Here is a 19,097-nt window from a genome sequence, read left to right on the forward strand (position 1 = left end):
GATGGATAAAGTACCGCTCATTTTGCTTCCGGGTACACTTTGTGATGAACGTCTATGGGAAACTGTGAATCTAGCAGATCTTGCCGATGTGAAAGTCTGTGATGTGTCGAAGGCTGATACTATAGAAGGAATCGCAAAGTCGGTATTGGAAGAGGCCCCTGATAAGTTTGCACTTGCAGGCTTATCACTTGGTGGCATCATTTCTCTGGAAATCATGCGCCTTGCACCGGAACGGGTCATGAAATTGGCATTGCTTGATACAAACCCAAATCCTCCAACCCTGGAACAAATCGAAGGTTGGGAAAGGTTCATCAATATGGCGAATAACGGTCAATTTCTGGATATTACAATCAATCACCTTCTGCCGGTGTTAATCCATCCAGACCGTAGAAATGATGAAGCATTAGTTTCCAAGATTATCGATATGGCTGAAAAAATCGGTATTGAAGGGTATATCAATCAGCTAAAAGCAGTGATGACGCGTTCGGATCAACGTCCCATCCTTCCTGCCATTGAATGTCCGACCATGATTTTGGCAGGAAGGGAAGACAGGGTATGTCCCCTGCATATGTCCGAGTATTTAACGGAAAACATCCCGACGGCGAATCTTGAAATCGTAAGCCATTCAGGACATTTGAGTCCTATGGAACAGCCTGGAAAAGTAAGCGCTGCATTGAGGAAATGGTTGTCAGGTGATTGAAATGCCGGGAAATGGATGTGATCTTTACAGCATTGAACGAGTCAGTGGAAAGAGAGGGAAGACGATGAAGAATAATGCCATAAAGGAAAAAATCAAACGTGGGGAACAAGTTCTTGGTGCCTTTTTAGGGATAAATTCCCCGCCATTAGTCGAAATGCTCGGTTATGCCGGCTTTGATTTCGTCGTAATAGATGACGAGCATGGTGCATTCAGTCCATCAGAGCTTGAAAACATTATCCGTACGGCAGATTCTGTTGGGCTTGTCCCGATCGTCCGGGTTTCATATGACCCTTCCAGTATTCAAAAGGCTTTGGATCGCGGGGCAAAAGGTGTACAAGTACCAATGGTCAATACAAAGGAAGAGGCTCTTGATGTAGTTAAGCGGGCTAAATTCCCTCCATATGGAAATAGAGGGGTATCGTATTCAACCAAACCAGCGCGTTACGGAAAAGATAGCGGAAAACCCTATTTAGATGAGAGTAATGAAAATGTTATGATAATTGTGCATATTGAAACGCTTGATGCAGCAATCAATTTTGAAGATATTGCAACAGTTCCTGGAATTGATTTGGCATTTATCGGTTCCACAGACCTCTCGGTGAACATGGGTTATCAACTGGAAGGTGCAAGTCATCCTGAAGTGCAAAAGGTCATCAATGAACTGTTCATAAAAGGTAAAGAACTCGATGTGCCAATTGGTACCGTAGCCAGTAACAGCGATGCTGCTAAAGGGGCTTTTGACAAAGGCGCAAAGTTTGTTTGCATCGTGTTAAATAATGTTATTACTACTGCGTTATCGGATGTTATCTCTGCAAGCAAGGCCACTCAATCTGTTAAATGACTTTACAAGAAGTCCTGCATTTTGACGAATTTACTTTATACGAAAAGGATGGGTATTATGGCGGAAAAGAAGACAGGTTCAATTGAAGTAGCTCCAAAAGAAGAAAAAACAGCAAAGAATACAATCCAACCGGTCAAGAAATCAGCAAACTTCATCTTCTATGCTGATGCTGAAGACGTTAATATGCTCGATACGAAAGATGATTATGATTACATTAATATAGAAGAAACGAATCAAAAGAAACAGAGGATGAACGGTTTTAATCCAGAATACAATAACATCGTTGATTATATTGTGAAAATCACACGGCAAATCTGGAAAGAGAAAGACATCGGGCTTATTTATGATACGTATAGTACAAGCATATCTGTACATAAAGGGTTGATTAATAGCCATGGGGTTAACGAAGTCATTTCAGGTACGCTGCAAACATTGCACGCTTTTCCGGATCGGAAAGGGCTGGGATGGAGTGTAATCTGGTCAGGGGATGATGAAGCAGGGTTTTTCACTTCACATCGAGGACGTTCTGTTGCAATGAACCTTGGAGATAGTTTATACGGTCCTGCCACCGGAAAGAAAGTGATGTTCAGAACAAGCGCCGATTGTATGATTTTAAATAATAAGATTTACGAAGAATGGCTTGTGATGGATACATATCATCTTGTCCTGCAACTCGGATTGGATCCGGTCGAGTTTGCTAAAAAAATGGCTAAAAGTACGCAGAAGCTTGCTCCGGCTATACATTTTGGATTTAAAGAGACAGCAGAAACGGGACTTCCTCCAAAACTATTCACTCCATCTTCTGATGAGTTCGAAATAGGGGAGTTCATGCAGCTTGTATTCAATCGAATTTGGGCTCGGCGCTCATTTAATTTTGTTCGGGAATTTTATGAAGAAAATGCAGTCGTTCATTATGTCTGCAACAAGGATGTAATCGGAGTAAGTGAAATTCAAGGAATGTTCATGAGCCTCTTTGCCTCCATTCCGAATGGGAAAGTGATTCTTGAAAGGGTAACTTGTAATAGGCGCGGATCTGATAGTGATTGGGATGTAGCGGTTCGCTGGAGAATACAAGGAGTGCACGAAGGAACAGGATACTTCGGAGCCCCTAGCGGAAAAGCCATTGATATTGCGGGCATCAGCCACTATAAAATCCGTAATGAAAAAATTTCGGAAGAATGGCTATTGTTTGATGGAATGGAAGTGTTGCGTCAGATCTATTTGCCTGATGAAAATGAATCACAACAAGATGGTGAATCCACAATCGATGATGGGAATTTTACCGGCGTATCTTGATAGACCAGTTGACGGCTGTGCTGCAGCCGTCTCTTCACTAAACAACGATTAGGGGGAAAATAGGATGGAATATATAAAGAAAGCGGACGTATTTGAACAGACCTCTTCACATGAAGTAGAACAAACGGTGAAGTCCATTATTGAAAATGTAAAAGCAGGCGGGGATGATGCCGTCCGGGAATATGAAAAAAAATTCGGTGATTCCGATCGTCCGGTCCGGGTTAGTGAAGAGGAGATCGAGCGTTGTATCAGGACTCTTCCTGAAGAGGTAAAAGTGCTGATTGACCGGGTCGTGGAAAGAGTATCCGATTTTGCTAAAGCACAGTTGAGCTGCCTAACTCCATTCGAAAAGGATTTTGGCGATGGGATCAGGATGGGGCATAGAATCGTACCGATCGAAAAGGTGGGGGCTTATGTTCCAGGAGGAAGATTCCCGTTATTATCATCAGGACCAATGGTCGTTGCCCCAGCAAAGGTAGCAGGAGCAAAAAGGATCGTTGCAGCAAGCCCGGCCAATTATGAAGGCGGCATCCATCCGGCAGTTTTATACGGCTTGCTCCGCTCCGGTGCTACAGACATTTTTGCAATTGGCGGGGCGCAGGCCATTGCCGCCATGGCATATGGAACCGAATCCATCCCGGAAGTGGATATCATCGCTGGACCAGGAAACCGGTTTGTAGCAGAAGCAAAACGACAAGTTTTCGGTAAAGTGGGCATAGACCTTATTGCTGGACCGAGTGAAGTGATGGTCTTTGCTGATGATTCAGCGTCACCTACGAAAATAGCAGCCGATTTACTAGCACAGGCTGAACACGATCCGTACGCACGGGCCATTCTTGTCTCAACGTCCCGAACAGTTGCCGAAGAAACTGAAAAAGAAATCGAAGGCTTTTTGAAAACCTTCTCAGCATCTTCCCCTGCACACGAATCATGGGAAAAAAGAGGGGAAATCATCCATGCTGATTCATTACAAGAAGGACTGGATATTTGCAATGAATATGCCATTGAACATTTACATTTGCATATCAAAAATAGCCGCGAATTGATGGATAAACTAAATAACTATGGATCATTGTTCCTTGATGAAGGCAGTTCCGTCGTCTTCTCTGACAAAGTCTCTGGAACCAACCATACATTGCCGACTCAAAAGGCAGCAAGATATACGGGGGGACTTTGGGCAGGAAGTTATGTGAAAGTCATGACACATCAAGAAATCACAGGCCAAGGCATTCGATTCCTGGCATCCCATGCGGAAGATCAATCTGAAATTGAAGGCTTGGAAGGCCATAAATTATCGGCCACTGTCAGGTTGACATGAATGTGCTTCTAAATGATAGGGATTATGATAGGGATTGCTGAAAACGCATTCAATTAAGGGCATGCTTCTGGTGCAGCCGCTTGGAAGAAATAGATACTCCCATTCTGCCTGAAATGTCGGGTGGATGGGCTGTATCAACCCTGGAAAGTATATGAGAATATGTGTAAACATTAATAGCATCGCCTTTCTGTCTGGTGGGACGAAAGGGAGGGGGATTGAAAGGATGGAATATATGAACAAAACTAATAAAATTAATAATCGGAAAGAAACCATCTTATTCTTTATCATTAGCTTGTTGTTCTTTGTCACTATTACGGCATTTGATCCATTTATCTCCTCTTATGCTAAAGATCTTGGGTTCGATTCAGTTGTGATAGGCAGTATTATTGGAATTTCAGGGATTGTTGCTTTATTGACACGACTTCCGATAGGTGTATTTTCGGATATGCTGCATAAACGAAGATTGTTTATCCAAATGGGGTTGCTGATAACCATCGTAATGTGGACGCTGGCCTTTTTCATACCAAGTTCAACAACATTGTACCTTGGGAAAATTTCGGACGGTTTAACTGGTTCCACCTGGGTTATTTACAATGTTATGTTCGCCTCATATTTTGGTGTGAAGGAAGCGGCAAAAGCAGTGGCGATATTGGGTGTTGCATCGCCGGTTGGTTCCATACTTGGGACAACCATCGGTGCAGTGGTGGCCAATAGTTATGGGTATCGGTATAGTTTTTTAGTTGCGGTGGCCGCCGCCATACTTGCGCTTGTTTTAACCTTTTTCACAAAAGATCTAAGTATTAAAGGGGTAAAAGTTAAATACGATAAGAAAATACTTGTCGAGCAAATCACCGATAAAAAAATCTGGGTCATTTCTGTTTTGGCAACGATTGCTTTGATGGTCACCATTGGAACAAGGGATACGTTCACACCTTTAGTTGCAACCGACCTTGGAGCAAATCCACTATTGATTGGCATGCTGGCAAACACTCATCTGATCATTTATGGTTTAGCTGCAGGATTATGTGGAGCCCTTTTTTATAAAAAAATCGGTTTAATGAATACAGCGATTTTGGGAGCGGTTTTACAAGGGGTCATCATCATATTGATTCCTTATGCTGAAAATTTAACGATGCTTTTTCTATTACAGGCATTTCAAGGCTTCGGTTACGGATTAATCTTTACGGTCGTCACTTCCTGGGCTGTTGAAAATATCCCAGAGATTAAACAATCCACGAGAATGGGCTTGTTCCAAAGTTTATATTCTGCTGGAATGTTTTTAGGACCCGTCATAATCGGCATCTTGATTGAAGTGTTTTCAAGATCGACAGGCTACCTGATCATGGGTGCATTATCAATTGTTTCTACCATTCTTATTAAAACCTCCATAAAACGCCCAAAAAAAGAAGCTACAAATGAAGAATATCCTCTTGAAGAGATGCTGATTGAAAGAAAATAGTTTCTTTGAAAAGGCAAGGCAAGGAGAGCAGACCTTAACGGGTTTGCTCTTTTTTTACTTTTTTTAAAGTTCAACTTCACGTAAACAATAAAATTCATGCAGGTTGCCTTAATGGCCAAAATGATTTTTATTCACAAAATTTTATTAATATTGACGGTATCAATCTATGACTTTATCATAACAGCAGGATAATGATAATCATTTTCAATTATGAAGTATTCGTTGGGTAAGAAGTTAAATAGGTATAGATGACGGAAAGGGTGCGAAAAATGAGAGAATCTAGAAAAGCAAGAACGTTTGGGGGAGGAGGATTGATCCTGTTATTCACGATTATGATGATGTTATCAGGATGTAATAATTCTCAAAAAACAACAGAAGCAGAGAAGACATCTGCCGAAACAAGTAATCAAGAAACAAGGACGATTAAGCATGAAATGGGAGAAACGGAAATTAAAAATACTCCTAAAAAAATCGTTACGCTTGAGTTATCTTTCGTTGATTCTTTAAATGCCCTAGGGATAAAACCTATCGGGATTTCAGATGACAACAAAAAAGATATGATTACAAAACTTGTAGGTCAAGAAATGGATTATACTTCTGTAGGAACACGTGAGCAGCCTAATTTAGAGGTGATCAGTTCTTTACAGCCGGATTTAATCATTGCAGATGCTGAGCGGCATAAAGGGATTTATAAAGATTTACAGCAGATTGCTCCTACCATTGTCTTAAAAAGCCGGGAATCTACATATCAAGAAAACTTGGATTCTTTTAAAACGATTGCAAAGGCAGTGAATAAGGAAGATGCTGCAGAAAAAAGAATGAGCGAGCATGAAAAAACGATTAAGGAACTTAAATCGAAACTTACTGTTGATTCAAATATGACGGTTTTACCTGCAGTTGTACGAGATACTTCATTCCAAGCTCATACTTCTTCTTCTTATGATGGAGAATTGCTTGAACGCATGGGATTGAAAAATGCCATTCAGCAGGAACAGCCACATGCCGAGATGAACTTGGAACAGCTTGTCGAGATTGATCCGGATGTGTTGCTTCTAGCGAATAATGAGGGTAAGTTACTTACTGATGAGTGGAAAGACAATCCTCTTTGGAAAGACCTGAAGGCTGTAAAAAGCGGACAAGTGTATAGTGTTGATCGAGATTTATGGACGAGATACCGTGGTGTTGTATCAGCGGAGGCCATTGCTAAAGACACTTTAAACATGCTTGGTGAAGAATAAAGGAACAAAAGCGAAGTAAGAGATCCCATTCTTACTTCGCTTTCCATTAGGTTTAAATTTAGTTAGGAAGTGTGTTGTATAGCGATGGAAACTGTAGCTAGAAGTAAACTGAAAGTGTATTGTACCGCTATCGCTGGAATCGTTTTGCTGATTTTAGGAGTCCTGACGAGTATTTCTGTGGGAGCGGCCGATATAGATGCATCAATGGTTTTGAAGTCCTTTTTTGATGCCGACTCGTCCAAGGAACAAACTATTATAAGGACCCTTCGATTGCCCCGGGCTTTAGTTGGAGCATTGGTCGGTGCCAATTTAGCGGTGGCGGGCGCTCTCATGCAGGCTATTACCCGAAATTCATTAGCTTCTCCACAAGTGTTTGGTGTTAATGCCGGTGCCTCATTTTTTATTGTGTCCGCGTTCGTTTTCTTTCCTAACCTTTCTTCCGTATCTCTAGTTTGCGTTGCATTCATTGGTGCAGCAGTGGGAGGGATGGCAGTCTATTCTTTTGCTTCGGGAGGAGGTATGACCCAAGTAAAGCTGGCATTGGCCGGAATGGCTGTTCACTTTTTTTTATCTTCTTTAACGCAAGGCATGATCATCTTTAATGAACAAGCGAAAGATGTGCTCTATTGGTTAGTCGGGTCTATTAATGGGAAAACATGGACACACGTTAACATGATTCTTCCTTGGTCTTTCTTCGGGCTACTTGTCGCTGCCTTGTTCTCTCGATCTGTTTCTATCCTTGTTTTAGGAGAAAATATGGCGCAGGGACTTGGGCAGCGGGTGTACCGAATCCGTATTTTGGCAGGAATATTGGTGATCATTTTGGCAGGATCTTCGGTTGCCGTCGCAGGACCGGTGGGCTTTGTAGGATTGATCATTCCTCATATCGTCAGGAGACTGGTGGGCGGGGATTATCGGAGAATCATTCCTTTTTCTGCATTATTCGGCGCTTTACTCTTGGTTTACGCAGATATTCTCGCCCGGTTTATCGCTTATCCTTTTGAGTCGCCGGTTGGCATCGTAACAGCTATAATCGGTGCGCCATTCTTCCTTTATTTAGCGAAGAGAGGGAGGAATATTAAGCAATGAAACTAAAACGGACATTTGGGTTGAAATCAACTTTGCACCCTTATTCAATTCTCCTGATGCTGACGGTTACCATGCTGATTTTAGCATTGGTGAGCCTGGGCTTAGGGGCCATTTATATCTCACCTTTAGAAATTCTCCAAAATTTCCTTGGAAATGGCATGCAGAGCCAGGAGTTCATTCTGCACAACTATCGCATACCACGTATTTTAATTGCCGTGATAGTGGGGGCCGGATTGGCAACGGCTGGAGCCATTCTGCAAGGGGTCCTTCGAAATCCGTTGGCTTCTCCAGATGTGATTGGGGTAACAAAAGGGGCCGGTTTGGCAGCTGTTATAGTCATCGTTTTATTTCCGCAATCGCCCATTATCATTCTGCCTCTTTCAGCTTTTATCGGAGCGGCGGTCATGGCGGCAATTTTGATGATATTTGTTTATAAAAAAGGAGCTCAGCCAAATACAATAGCTTTGGTAGGAATTGCTTTAGGGGCCATATGTCAAGCGGGGATAGAGTATTTCATGGTCAAGTTCCCGGATGATGTAAACACGACGCTGCTGTGGTTGACGGGCAGTCTATGGGGAAGAGGATGGGATCAAGTATTCATTTTGCTTCCATTTCTTGTCCTTGTCCCGGTATTGATTGCGTTAACTTCTAAAATGGATGTACTTAGCCTTGGCGACGATATAGCTACTGGTCTCGGTGAAAGATCAAAATTACTGCGTTATATGTTGTTAAGTGTTTCTGTCATATTAATCGGAGTCTGTGTAGCTGCGGTTGGTTCCATCGGGTTCATAGGTTTAATTGCCCCCCATATCGCACGGAGGGTGGTAGGATCAAAATTCAAGCTTTTGCTTCCTGCTTCAGCTCTTTTCGGTTCCATCTTTCTACTCGTTGCCGATAGCCTGGGAAGAGGATTATTCCCTCCAATAGAAATACCCGCGGGAATCATCACTGCGGTGATTGGAGTGCCATATTTTTTATATCTATTACGCCGAGAACGAAAAATAACATAAGGAAGGCTGAATATCATGACAACATTATCAGCAGAGCATCTTTCCCTCTCTTATGGATCAACTCAAATCATCGAAAATATCGATTTGGAAATTCCTGAAGGTAAGATCAGTATAATCATAGGTTCCAATGGTTGTGGCAAATCTACCATTCTACGGTCTCTAGCCAGATTATTAACACCTCAGCAAGGCACGATCTATTTAGATGGAAAAGCCATTCATCTTCAATCTTCCAAGGATGTGGCAAAGAAATTGGCTATCTTACCCCAAGCTCCGGAAGCTCCTGAAGATATAACCGTTAAAGAACTATGCTATTATGGCAGGCATCCGCACAAAGGCTTATTTTCCAGACAAACCTCGGAAGATCATGCCATTGTCGACCGTGCATTATCCGCAACAAAAATGACGGAATTCGCTGATCGGACATTGGATGCATTATCTGGAGGACAAAGGCAAAGGGCATGGATTTCGATGGCTTTGGTACAAGAAACCGACCTATTACTGTTGGATGAACCGACTACCTATCTGGATTTAGCGCACCAAATTGAAATATTGGAATTACTGCGCGATTTAAACCTCACTCATGGGCGCACGATCGTCATGGTACTGCATGATTTGAATCAAGCGGCACAGTATGCCAATCATCTGATCAGCATAAAGAAGGGGAAAATCTATAAAGAAGGACCGCCTGAAACGGTCTTTACAAAAGAGATGATCAAGGACGTCTTCGGACTGGAATGCTGCATTATTGAAAATCCTGTTGATCAAACGCCCCTATGCATTCCAATTGGTTTATCTCAAGATCAGTGAGATGCATTTAGAGTCAGACTATCGAGGCAAAAAAACATCAGGGGGATTTCAAATCACCCTGATGTTTTTTTATTTATCATGTATCTTATTTATTCCCTGGAGCAGGTTGGTCGACCCCTTTAATTCTATGTCTATGCCCATCTTCTTCTGTTGTGTAAAAATCGTAATAGTGAACGTGCATTCCATTTCCAACCGGAATGGGTGGTCCCGAATAAGCCTTATAATAATGGGTATGTCCATCCTCAAATAACACATATCCTTCAGTATAATGAATATGTTCTCCCTCTTGTGATGGAATTGGCGGGGAAGTTACATCTAAACATTGATGGACATGGCCGTCCGCTAGGGAAGTATAATCAACAGATCCATGATTATGATGTGGTACGAACCCAGATACAAAATCATCTTTTCCTACTTTATTCAATCTCTTCACCCCTTGTATAAACAAACGTTTTATAAACCATATGCTTGGAAAAATAAGAAGATCCATAACGACAAATTTATGGAAAGAGGATTAAAACGTGGAAAACCACAATGCATCAACATAAATCCAGAGTTAAAAGCTCTTTAAGTGCCAGGTGGGATCAGTTTAAATGATAAAAAATAGAAAGACTTATATATTAAAGGAGGCTTATTATCTTGGAAGCCAAATGTGTTAAATTCTATGAGTTCGGGAATCCGCAAAAGGTTTTAAAAGTTGAAAATAAATTTATTCAAAGTCCTTCCGAAGGGGAGGTCCTCGTTCGGATGACTACACGTCCCATTAACCCGTCTGACTTGCTGCCCATTCGCGGTGCATATTCCCACCGAATTCCCTTGCCTTCCATACCTGGTTATGAAGGGATCGGCATTGTAGAAGAGGTGGGTCCATCGGTTTCGAAAGAGCTGATAGGCAAGCGTGTTCTGCCTTTGCGCGGTGAAGGGACCTGGCAGGAATATGTTAAAACATCTGCGGATTTGGCCATCGTCATTCCCGATTCGATCGAGGATTATATTGCAGCGCAATTATATATAAATCCGATAACCGCATGGCTAATCTGTACAGAAGTATTGGCATTGAAACCGGGTGATGTATTACTTGTAAATGCTTGCGGATCTTCCATCGGCCGTATCTTTGCCCAGTTATCCAAGATACTTGGATTTAAGCTGATTGCTGTAACGAGAAACAGTAAGTATACGGAAGAACTGCTTAAGCTTGGTGCTTCATATGTGATCGATACGTCCCGATCATCATTGCATGATACCGTGATGGAATGGACGAATGGGCGCGGAGCGAAAGCGGCCATAGATTCAGTGGGCGGCATCGATGGTTCAGAGCTAGCTTTTTGTGTTCGGCCTAATGGCATCTTATTAACGATTGGCCTTTTATCAGGACAGTCTGTAAATTGGGCAAAAATTTCACAAAGGACAAAAGTGAATGTTCAAATGTTTCATCTTCGGCATTGGAATCAGCAGGCTTCCATTCAAACTTGGCATGAAACGTTTAACCTTTTGATGGGTTTCATTAATGATAAAAGATTGAAGTTCATGATGCCGGCTTCCTACTACAGCCTTCAAGATGTGCAAGAAGCCATTATTGTCCCGAGCAATGGAGGGAAGATTTTCTTAAGCAACTGATTGCGCATGCTCAATTGCAAAGGCGGTTTGCTGATTGAACGGATATATTGAAGGGGTCATTCATCTTGGAGCTCTTCCAATAGGTTCCTAAGGTAAATGGAAATGGCCCCTGATAATATGGAATTACTTGATTACCTGTGAGGTACTAGTTTAGAATGCGGAATAGAACATGTTGCTACATGATACGACTTTGGAGGAACTACTTATGAAAACAATATATGTGAATGCTACATTTTTTACTATGGACAAGGAAAATCAAATCTTTGAAAACGGCATGATGATTGTACAAGATGATACCATATCCTACGTCGGCCAGCATGATGAACAACAATTGGCTGATGCAGATCAAGTGGTCAACCTTGGCGGGAAATGGATCATGCCAGGCCTTGTGAATGCCCATTCGCATATTGTAATGACCCTTTTACGCGGTATCGGGGACGATATGCTGCTGAAGCCATGGCTTGAAACGAAAATATGGCCGCTTGAAAGCCAGTTTACAACGGAAATCGCCTCTGTAAGCACTCAGCTTGGCATTATGGAAATGATGAAATCGGGAACCACGACATTTTCGGATATGTTTAATCCTAATGGAATAGATGCAGGTGCTGTCATGGAGACGATAGGCGAAACAGGAATGCGCGGAGCCTTTTCCTACACGATCTTCAGCTTGGGTACCGAAAAAGACCAAAAAGCGAACCTCATGGGGGCAGAAATGTTTTCAAAAAACTATAAAACGTTTGCCGATGGCCGCCTGACTACCATGGTCGCACCACATAGCCCATATGCCTGCACACCTGAAGCAATCATGGAAAGTGCGCGGATTGCAAAAGAGAATGATTTGATGGTGCACATCCACGTATCGGAAACGGACTTTGAAATCCTCGACATCGAAAAACGTTACGGATCCCGTCCTGTCGAGCACCTTCGCCGTTTAGGTCTGTTCGACCAGCCTACCGTGATGGCACACGGTGTAGTTCTCAATGACGAAGAGCGTGCGATACTAAAACAGCATGATGTTCGCGTTGCCCATAACCCAATCAGTAACCTGAAGCTTGGATCTGGAATTGCCGATGTCGTCAGCCTTCTTGATGCAGGCATTAAAGTGGGAGTAGCAACAGATGGCGTCGCCTCCAATAACAACTTCGATATGTTCGAAGAAATGAGGACAGCTGCATTACTGCAAAAAGGAATCTATAAGGATGCCACTAAATTTCCTGCCCAAACAGCACTCGCCATGGCCACAAGAATGGGAGCCGAAGCGATAGGCATGGGCCATACAGGATCACTGGAAGCTGGTAAAAAAGCAGATTTCATCACCATTTACCCATATGACAAAGAACACCTGCAGCCGTTGAGTGAAGCCTATTCGCACCTGCTTTATGCAGCACGCGGAAATGATGTATGTGATGTATACATCGATGGCAAAATGGTCGTGAAAGAAAGGCGCTGCTTAACGATCGATGAAGAAAAAGTAATCGCCGAAACGAATCGTCTGCAAGGTACCCTATCACGATAACACTGATGGGAAAACAAACGTATGCACAGAAAAAGGAGCTGCCATTTGCAGCTCCTTTTTTTATGGACTCAATGATGCAGATGGGGTGTGGGAGTGATGTAGGACGGAATGATCTTTTTTGAGGCCATTATTATTCGGTTTTAGTAAGGAATAGTTCGCATCGAATGGCAGTCAAAAAGGAATTACCGCTAGTATTGTGGAATAAATTGTTCTTAACACTTAGAAATCCGTCGTGAGTCCAGTTTCTTGGAAATATGGAAAAAAAGTAAGCCAGTTAAAAATATTAATAAGAAAATAGGTATGGCAAAAACGGTTAAAAACGAAAAAAAGAAAAAAATGCTGCTGACCGCAAATATTAACCAACTGGTAATCAGCAAGCAACTGGATAAAAAATCTTTGACAGCATGGATCATAGAATCACCACCGTATGAATATCGACGTATTAATTATACGCTATTTTCCTGATTTGTTACTTAGAGGGAAAAGGGGGACAAGATGAATGGAAAGTGAATCTTCGTTGTTAAAAGAGCATTTGTATGAGCTGGAGGAGAAATTGTTAAAAACTGAAGTCCGTACATCACCAGAAGAGCTTTCATTATTATTGATAGATGATTTCCTTGAGTTCGGCAGTTCGGGTAACATATGGTCTAAAAGCGATTTTTTGGGGCAAGAGGGAGCCGGAGCGGTGAAAATGACACTAAGTCAATTTGATATGCATCCATTGTCTGAGGATACCGTGTTAACTACGTACCGGATTTTTGATGAAGATAAAGAGGAACATACCTTAAGGAGTTCAATCTGGAAATGTACGAATGGAAGGTGGCAAATGTTTTTTCATCAAGGCACAAAAACGAAAGGGCCCAGTTAAGCCTATTATTTATGAAAAAAATATCATAAAAATGCGTAAGTAAAATGAGGTTTGCTTGCTTAAAAACTATTTTACTAAAATGATAGGGGTGGATGAAGTTGATCTTCCGTACCATTGATACGGACAAAGATAAAGATATTATCATTAAATTCAGGAAAGATTCCTATGTTGTAAGTTTTGGATCTGAAGATGGTTTTGGAGATGAAAATACATATTTGCAACGAATGAAAGAACGGGTCCGCAAATTTCCGGATGGACAGGTGATCATTGAAAAGGATCAAGAACCGATTGGACAAATGGAACTTCAAATTCGTGAGTATGAAGGAACGGAGATTGGCTATGTGAATCTTTTTTATCTTATTCCCGATTACCGCAGTAAAGGCCTTGGCAAGGAATTGGTTCACTACGCAGAAAACTTTTTCAGGCAATTTAATGTATCCGAATATCATTTAAGGGTTTCTCCGGAAAATGGAAGGGCGATTCGTTTATATACGAAATCAGGCATGATGAAGATAAGGGAAGAAAATGAAAAATACCCTGTATGGAGAATGAGTAAAACATTATAAAAACGAAATAAAATTATATTAATATAATTTAAAGAGCATCAATTCACTATACTATGAAAATGTTTAGAACGAAAAAAATATGGTTGACTTTAGAGAAATTAGAATATATAGTGAAGGACATAATTAAATATAACGTTAATTCTTATCAAGAGATGTGGAGGGACTTGGCCCTATGATACCTCGGCAGCGGGTTTTTACTTTTGTAAAAATACTGTGCTAATTCCAACGGACGAAAGTTTGAAAGATAAGAAGGAGCTTTTCTTAGATAATTAATTTAAGAGTTTACTCTTTTTTATGTCTAAAAGAGGCCTCTTCTGTCTGATGACGGAAGAGGCCTCTTTTGTTTATTCAAAATGTATATGGTTATTTGGATTATTGGTGCATTTAATCGTGAATTCCAAAAATTTAACCCTAACATTATGAAACTTTGCAAAGCTCTTCTCTGGATAATGAATTCGTACAAATAAACAGCATGGGGGGAGATTGGATGATTGAGTTTCAAAATGTCAAAAAGGTTTATCAAACAAAGAAACAGACTGTCGAGGCTTTGAAGGGCATTAATTTGACAGTTGAAAAGGGGGATATATTCGGTGTAGTCGGTTATAGCGGGGCCGGGAAGAGTACGTTGATCAGGTTGGTCAATTTGCTTGAACATCCTTCAGATGGTTCGGTGATTGTTGGGGGCAAGGATTTAACCAAATTGAACGCGAAGGAATTGCGGGCAGAAAAGAAAAAAATTGGGATGATCTTTCAGCATTTCAATTTGCTAAACTCAAAGACCGTTTTTGATAATATCGCCATGCCGCTGATTTTATCGGGAACCCCTGGTAAAGAAATCAAAAAGCGGGTAGGCGAGCTGTTGGAGTTCGTTGGCTTATCAAGCAAAGCAAAGAGTTATCCGGAACAATTATCCGGCGGTCAAAAGCAGCGGATCGGCATTGCGAGAGCATTGGCTACAAATCCATCGATCTTATTGTGTGATGAAGCTACATCGGCATTGGATCCACAAACAACTAGTGCTGTTCTGCAACTCTTAAAGAAAATCAATAAAGAATACAATATTACCATTCTGCTAATCACTCATGAGATGTCTGTCATCAGGGAAATTTGCAATAAGGTAGCGGTCATGGAGGGCGGATGCGTCGTTGAACAAGGTTCGGTTTTCGAAGTGTTTGCGAAGCCGCAAACGGATATTGCAAAAAACTTCGTGAGAACGGTCATACATGACGAAATTCCACAAAGTTTCCTAAAAAGCATAGGGTCCCATATCCCGATTATTTGGAAAATTAATTTTATTGGGACTACTTCGGGTACTCCTTTACTTTCAACCATCTCGAAGAAATATGATGTACATTTAAGTGTCTTATCAGCCAATATTTCTGAAATTCAGGAAACGCCTTTCGGGAATTTGATCATCGAAGTGACCGGGAACAAAAATGAGGTGGACAAGGCTTATCAATATATTAAAGATGAGGGAATTCTCGTCCAGGAGGTGCAGATAAATGGGTAATACGCTTTGGGGAATGGAAATAACGGCAGATCAGCTGTCGACAGCTTTCGGTGACACACTTTATATGGTAGCCATCTCATTGGTATTTTCCGGATTGATTGGGCTTCCGCTCGGTATCCTGCTTGTCATTACAAGAAAGGGTCACATCCTGGAGAATAAATGGGTCTTTAATGTATTGAACCCGATCATCAATATATTGCGGTCGGTTCCTTTCATCATCTTGCTTGTAGCACTTATTCCGTTTACGAGAATGATTGTAGGCAGTGCGATTGGAACGAATGCGGCCATTGTTCCGCTAATCTTTTACGCGGCTCCTTATATCGCCAGGCTTGTGGAGAACTCCCTGTTGGAAGTGGACAAAGGGATCATCGAGGCAGCTCAGGCGATGGGGGCGACGACATGGCAAATCATTTATCGCTTTTTGATTCCCGAGGGACTCAGTTCGTTGATCCTTACATTTACAACAGCGACAATCGGGCTTGTTGGATCTACGGCCATGGCAGGTGCCGTCGGTGCAGGCGGGGTCGGAGATTTAGCTTTGGCTTACGGTTATCAAAGGTTTGATACGATGACGATGATCGTCACAGTGGCGGCGCTCGTGATCATCGTTCAATTATTGCAATCCACCGGGAATTTTGTTTCAAGAAAAATCAGAAGAAGATAAAAATAACAGGAGGTAGGAGAAATGAAGAAAATCTTATTAACGATCATAGTATTGGCATTGGCCATCGTGTCTGCAGCATGCGGGAAAGAAGAAGGTGCATCAGGCGGTTCGGATGATGTGAAAACAGTAAAAGTCGGTGTCAGCAGCGGGGATACAAGAACATGGGAATACATTGTCGACATAGCGAAAGAGGAAGGGCTTAATATCGAACTGGTCACTTTCAATGATTATATCCAACCGAACCTTGCTTTAAGTGAAGGTGAAATTGATGCCAATTCATTCCAAACGGTCGCTTACTTCGATGAATTCGTTCAAGATCAAAATCTAAAATTAGAGGCCATCGGGTCGACTGTCATTGCGCCTATGGGCCTTTATTCGAAAAAACATAAAAATCTCAAGGATCTTCCGGATGGCGCTACGATTGCCGTTCCGAATGAAGCAACAAACTTTGGCCGTGCACTACTTCTTCTTCAGGAAGCTGGATTGATTACATTGAAAGAGGAATTCAATGGATCGGGATCATTGGAAATCATTAAGGAAAATCCGAAAAACTTGAAAATCCAACCTGTTGCTGCAGGCAATACACCGCGTCTATTGGATGATGCCGATGCTTCAGCCATCAATAATAACTTTGCCGTCGAAGCAGGCCTTACTTTAAAAGATTCTTTATTCCATGAAAGTAAAACGGCGAAACCATATATTAATATCATTGCAGTTAAAAAGGGTAATGCCGATCGTCCTGAACTGCAAAAATTAGTGGAGCTTTATCAATCGAAAAAAGTGGAAGCGTTCATTGAAAAAACGTTTAAAGGAAACACCATTCCTGCATATGTTACTGTAGATGAATTATTGAATTACCAGGATGCTTGGACAAAACCAGCTAATGAAAAATAATGATTTAGAACAAGTGAAGGAATGCCGGATGGATTCAAGATGCCTATCCGGCATTTTAAACCAAAAAGGGGAGATTAGAATATGGCGAGAGAATTAGTGCAGAAGCAGCATCAGCAGATCATTGAAGATCACATCGACCTTCATTCCAAATTATATATCGAAACGAGTCAAGCCATTCATGCCAAACCCGAAATTGGAAATCAAGAATTCTTCGCTTCGGATACATTAACCGGAATACTTCGAAATGAAGGATTTGAAGTGACCCGCAATATAGCCGGATATGAAACAGGATTCATCGCCAAAAAAACCTCTTCGAAGAAAGGACCCACAATTGCCTTTTTAGCCGAGTATGATGCATTGCCGGGTTTAGGTCATGCTTGCGGCCATAATATCATCGGCACAACGAGTGTTGCAGCGGGCATTTCCTTGGCTCAAGTGCTGGAGGAAACGGGCGGAGAGGTGATTGTTTTCGGAACGCCGGCAGAAGAGGGCGGCCCGAATGGAAGCGCAAAAGGCAGCTTTGTGAAGCACGGTCTATTTGATGGGGTGGATGCGGCCATCCTTATCCATCCAGGCGGGCAAACGCGTGTTACAAGCCCGTTTTTGGCAGTCGACCCCCTTGATTTTCATTTTTACGGGAAGTCAGCACATGCAGCAGCTGCACCTGAAGAAGGCGTGAATGCACTTGACGCGGTGATTCAGCTGTTCAATGGCATAAATGCTTTGCGTCAGCAGCTCCCAGCCGAGGTCAAGATTCACGGAATCATCACCAATGGCGGGGAAGCGCCTAACATTATTCCTGAATATGCTTCGGCCAGGTTTTACATTAGAGCAACAACATGGAAACTTTGCCAAGAAGTATCCAATAAAATACGTGCTGTTGCCGAAGGGGCAGCACTTGCCACAGGAAGTACGGTTAGAGTTGAACGTTTCCAAAATGAAGTACTCGATTTTGTCATTAATCCAGTCCTGGATGAACTGTTAAAAGAAGAGCTGGCTCAATTAGGGGAAGCAGTGGGTCCTCGAAAAGAGAGTGGCTTTGGTTCGACGGATGCTGGTAATGTAAGCCATGTAGTGCCGACAGCACATCCTTATATAAAAATTGGCCATGATGAGCTGATTGCCCATACGAATGAATTCCGCGACTGTGCCAAATCTCCTGCTGGAGACAAAGCCATCCTGACCGGAGCAAAAGCCCTTGCACTTACAGGGTATAAATTGATTTCGGATAAAGACCTGTTGGGTAAAGTGAAATCAGCATTTCATGAAGCGAAGCAAAAATAAATAAGATACAGGAAAAAAATTGTTGACTGCGGATCACAGAGTTAGTATTATAAAAATAACAATACCTAGTAATTAAATAGGAATTATAGGTTAATTGACCGGAAAACCGGAGACTTTTCTTTCATGTAAAGAGGTGTCTCCGGTTTTTTTGTGAATGGGCAAGTCGAAAGATTCTCTTTCAATACATCCTATAAAGGGGGATTTATCATGGGGATATTATTACGTAAAGCGATTGAGAAAAAAAGAAACTTTCTAATCAACAAGTTGATTAACAAGGGAGTTTATAAAAAGAATGACATCCATCTTTTTGAATTAACCTTAACCGATTTAGAGAATGAATATATTAAAATAAGTAAAATCGAAGAGAAGGAATCCGATGATCATTCCCCCTGTCTGAGGATACATCATTTCATATAAAAT

20 protein-coding genes, 1 pseudogene and 1 riboswitch are annotated in these 19,097 nt (G+C 41.8%); of the genes and pseudogenes, 20 read left to right on the forward strand and 1 reads right to left on the reverse strand.

Going from position 1 to position 19,097, the window contains the following annotated elements; translation table 11 throughout:
• Nucleotide 1: 1 nt before the first annotated feature.
• From FNK51_RS01735 to FNK51_RS01775, 9 genes are all read left to right on the forward strand, one after another.
• Nucleotides 2-700 carry an alpha/beta fold hydrolase gene (locus tag FNK51_RS01735; RefSeq protein WP_141992248.1) on the forward strand — a complete coding sequence of 233 codons (699 nt, stop codon included), beginning with the start codon at nt 2-4 and terminating at the stop codon, nt 698-700.
• A gap of 64 nt (nt 701-764) precedes the next feature.
• Complete coding sequence (locus FNK51_RS01740) at nt 765-1,541, forward strand: HpcH/HpaI aldolase family protein (protein WP_141992249.1); 777 nt, start codon at nt 765-767, stop codon at nt 1,539-1,541.
• A 57-nt stretch (nt 1,542-1,598) separates the two neighbouring features.
• Entirely contained in the window at nt 1,599-2,837 is a 1,239-nt protein-coding gene (locus FNK51_RS01745; protein WP_141992250.1) for a nuclear transport factor 2 family protein, read from the forward strand.
• A gap of 64 nt (nt 2,838-2,901) precedes the next feature.
• Nucleotides 2,902-4,155, forward strand: coding sequence for a histidinol dehydrogenase (gene hisD / locus FNK51_RS01750; protein WP_141992251.1), 1,254 nt, complete (start codon nt 2,902-2,904; stop codon nt 4,153-4,155).
• A gap of 223 nt (nt 4,156-4,378) precedes the next feature.
• The gene (locus FNK51_RS01755; RefSeq protein ID WP_286178537.1) at nt 4,379-5,614 is read left to right on the forward strand and encodes an MFS transporter; all 1,236 of its coding nucleotides are present in this window, start codon (nt 4,379-4,381) and stop codon (nt 5,612-5,614) included.
• Between the two features lie 269 nt (nt 5,615-5,883).
• Nucleotides 5,884-6,852 carry an ABC transporter substrate-binding protein gene (locus FNK51_RS01760; protein ID WP_141992252.1) on the forward strand — a complete coding sequence of 323 codons (969 nt, stop codon included), beginning with the start codon at nt 5,884-5,886 and terminating at the stop codon, nt 6,850-6,852.
• An 84-nt stretch (nt 6,853-6,936) separates the two neighbouring features.
• Nucleotides 6,937-7,941: a FecCD family ABC transporter permease gene (locus FNK51_RS01765; RefSeq protein ID WP_098372055.1), complete on the forward strand. Its 1,005-nt coding sequence runs from the start codon at nt 6,937-6,939 to the stop codon at nt 7,939-7,941.
• Nucleotides 7,938-8,951 carry a FecCD family ABC transporter permease gene (locus tag FNK51_RS01770; RefSeq protein ID WP_141992253.1) on the forward strand — a complete coding sequence of 338 codons (1,014 nt, stop codon included), beginning with the start codon at nt 7,938-7,940 and terminating at the stop codon, nt 8,949-8,951. Before FNK51_RS01765 ends, FNK51_RS01770 begins: the two co-directional genes overlap by 4 nt.
• Nucleotides 8,952-8,966: 15 nt before the next feature.
• On the forward strand, nt 8,967-9,758 hold the full coding sequence (locus tag FNK51_RS01775) for an ABC transporter ATP-binding protein (RefSeq protein WP_141992254.1): 792 nt from the start codon (nt 8,967-8,969) through the stop codon (nt 9,756-9,758).
• Between the two features lie 85 nt (nt 9,759-9,843).
• Here FNK51_RS01775 and FNK51_RS01780 read toward each other — a convergent pair whose 3' ends face one another.
• A complete protein-coding gene (locus FNK51_RS01780) occupies nt 9,844-10,182 on the reverse strand; it encodes a YmaF family protein (protein WP_141992255.1) in 339 nt (112 codons plus the stop codon).
• A 215-nt stretch (nt 10,183-10,397) separates the two neighbouring features.
• Here FNK51_RS01780 and FNK51_RS01785 point away from each other — a divergent pair, with 215 nt between their 5' ends.
• The 11 genes and pseudogenes from FNK51_RS01785 (at nt 10,398) to FNK51_RS01830 (ending at nt 19,094) form a co-directional block, all read left to right on the forward strand.
• Nucleotides 10,398-11,375 carry a zinc-dependent alcohol dehydrogenase family protein gene (locus FNK51_RS01785; protein WP_141992256.1) on the forward strand — a complete coding sequence of 326 codons (978 nt, stop codon included), beginning with the start codon at nt 10,398-10,400 and terminating at the stop codon, nt 11,373-11,375.
• Between the two features lie 205 nt (nt 11,376-11,580).
• Nucleotides 11,581-12,891, forward strand: coding sequence for an amidohydrolase family protein (locus FNK51_RS01790; RefSeq protein WP_098372060.1), 1,311 nt, complete (start codon nt 11,581-11,583; stop codon nt 12,889-12,891).
• Nucleotides 12,892-13,137: 246 nt separating this feature from the next.
• Complete coding sequence (locus tag FNK51_RS01795; protein ID WP_141992257.1) at nt 13,138-13,356, forward strand: hypothetical protein; 219 nt, start codon at nt 13,138-13,140, stop codon at nt 13,354-13,356.
• A 34-nt stretch (nt 13,357-13,390) separates the two neighbouring features.
• Complete coding sequence (locus FNK51_RS01800) at nt 13,391-13,759, forward strand: nuclear transport factor 2 family protein (protein ID WP_141992258.1); 369 nt, start codon at nt 13,391-13,393, stop codon at nt 13,757-13,759.
• A gap of 98 nt (nt 13,760-13,857) precedes the next feature.
• A complete protein-coding gene (locus FNK51_RS01805) occupies nt 13,858-14,325 on the forward strand; it encodes a GNAT family N-acetyltransferase (RefSeq protein WP_141992259.1) in 468 nt (155 codons plus the stop codon).
• A gap of 139 nt (nt 14,326-14,464) precedes the next feature.
• Nucleotides 14,465-14,576: riboswitch (SAM riboswitch) on the forward strand.
• A gap of 236 nt (nt 14,577-14,812) precedes the next feature.
• Nucleotides 14,813-15,335: pseudogene (locus FNK51_RS27690) on the forward strand (methionine ABC transporter ATP-binding protein); the annotation flags it as partial.
• Between the two features lie 116 nt (nt 15,336-15,451).
• A complete protein-coding gene (locus FNK51_RS27695) occupies nt 15,452-15,835 on the forward strand; it encodes an NIL domain-containing protein (protein ID WP_483295545.1) in 384 nt (127 codons plus the stop codon).
• A 13-nt stretch (nt 15,836-15,848) separates the two neighbouring features.
• Nucleotides 15,849-16,499: a methionine ABC transporter permease gene (locus tag FNK51_RS01815; RefSeq protein ID WP_053537357.1), complete on the forward strand. Its 651-nt coding sequence runs from the start codon at nt 15,849-15,851 to the stop codon at nt 16,497-16,499.
• A 21-nt stretch (nt 16,500-16,520) separates the two neighbouring features.
• Nucleotides 16,521-17,393, forward strand: a complete 873-nt coding sequence (locus tag FNK51_RS01820; protein ID WP_141992260.1) for a MetQ/NlpA family ABC transporter substrate-binding protein — start codon at nt 16,521-16,523, stop codon at nt 17,391-17,393.
• 81 nt (nt 17,394-17,474) lie between these two features.
• Complete coding sequence (locus FNK51_RS01825) at nt 17,475-18,677, forward strand: M20 family metallopeptidase (protein WP_141992261.1); 1,203 nt, start codon at nt 17,475-17,477, stop codon at nt 18,675-18,677.
• A 207-nt stretch (nt 18,678-18,884) separates the two neighbouring features.
• Nucleotides 18,885-19,094 carry a Fur-regulated basic protein FbpA gene (locus FNK51_RS01830; protein WP_098372066.1) on the forward strand — a complete coding sequence of 70 codons (210 nt, stop codon included), beginning with the start codon at nt 18,885-18,887 and terminating at the stop codon, nt 19,092-19,094.
• Nucleotides 19,095-19,097 lie beyond the last annotated feature (3 nt).

This window comes from Bacillus sp. B4EP4a (genome assembly GCF_006680105.1).
Classification (GTDB): Bacteria; Bacillota; Bacilli; order Bacillales; family DSM-1321; genus Peribacillus; species Peribacillus simplex_E.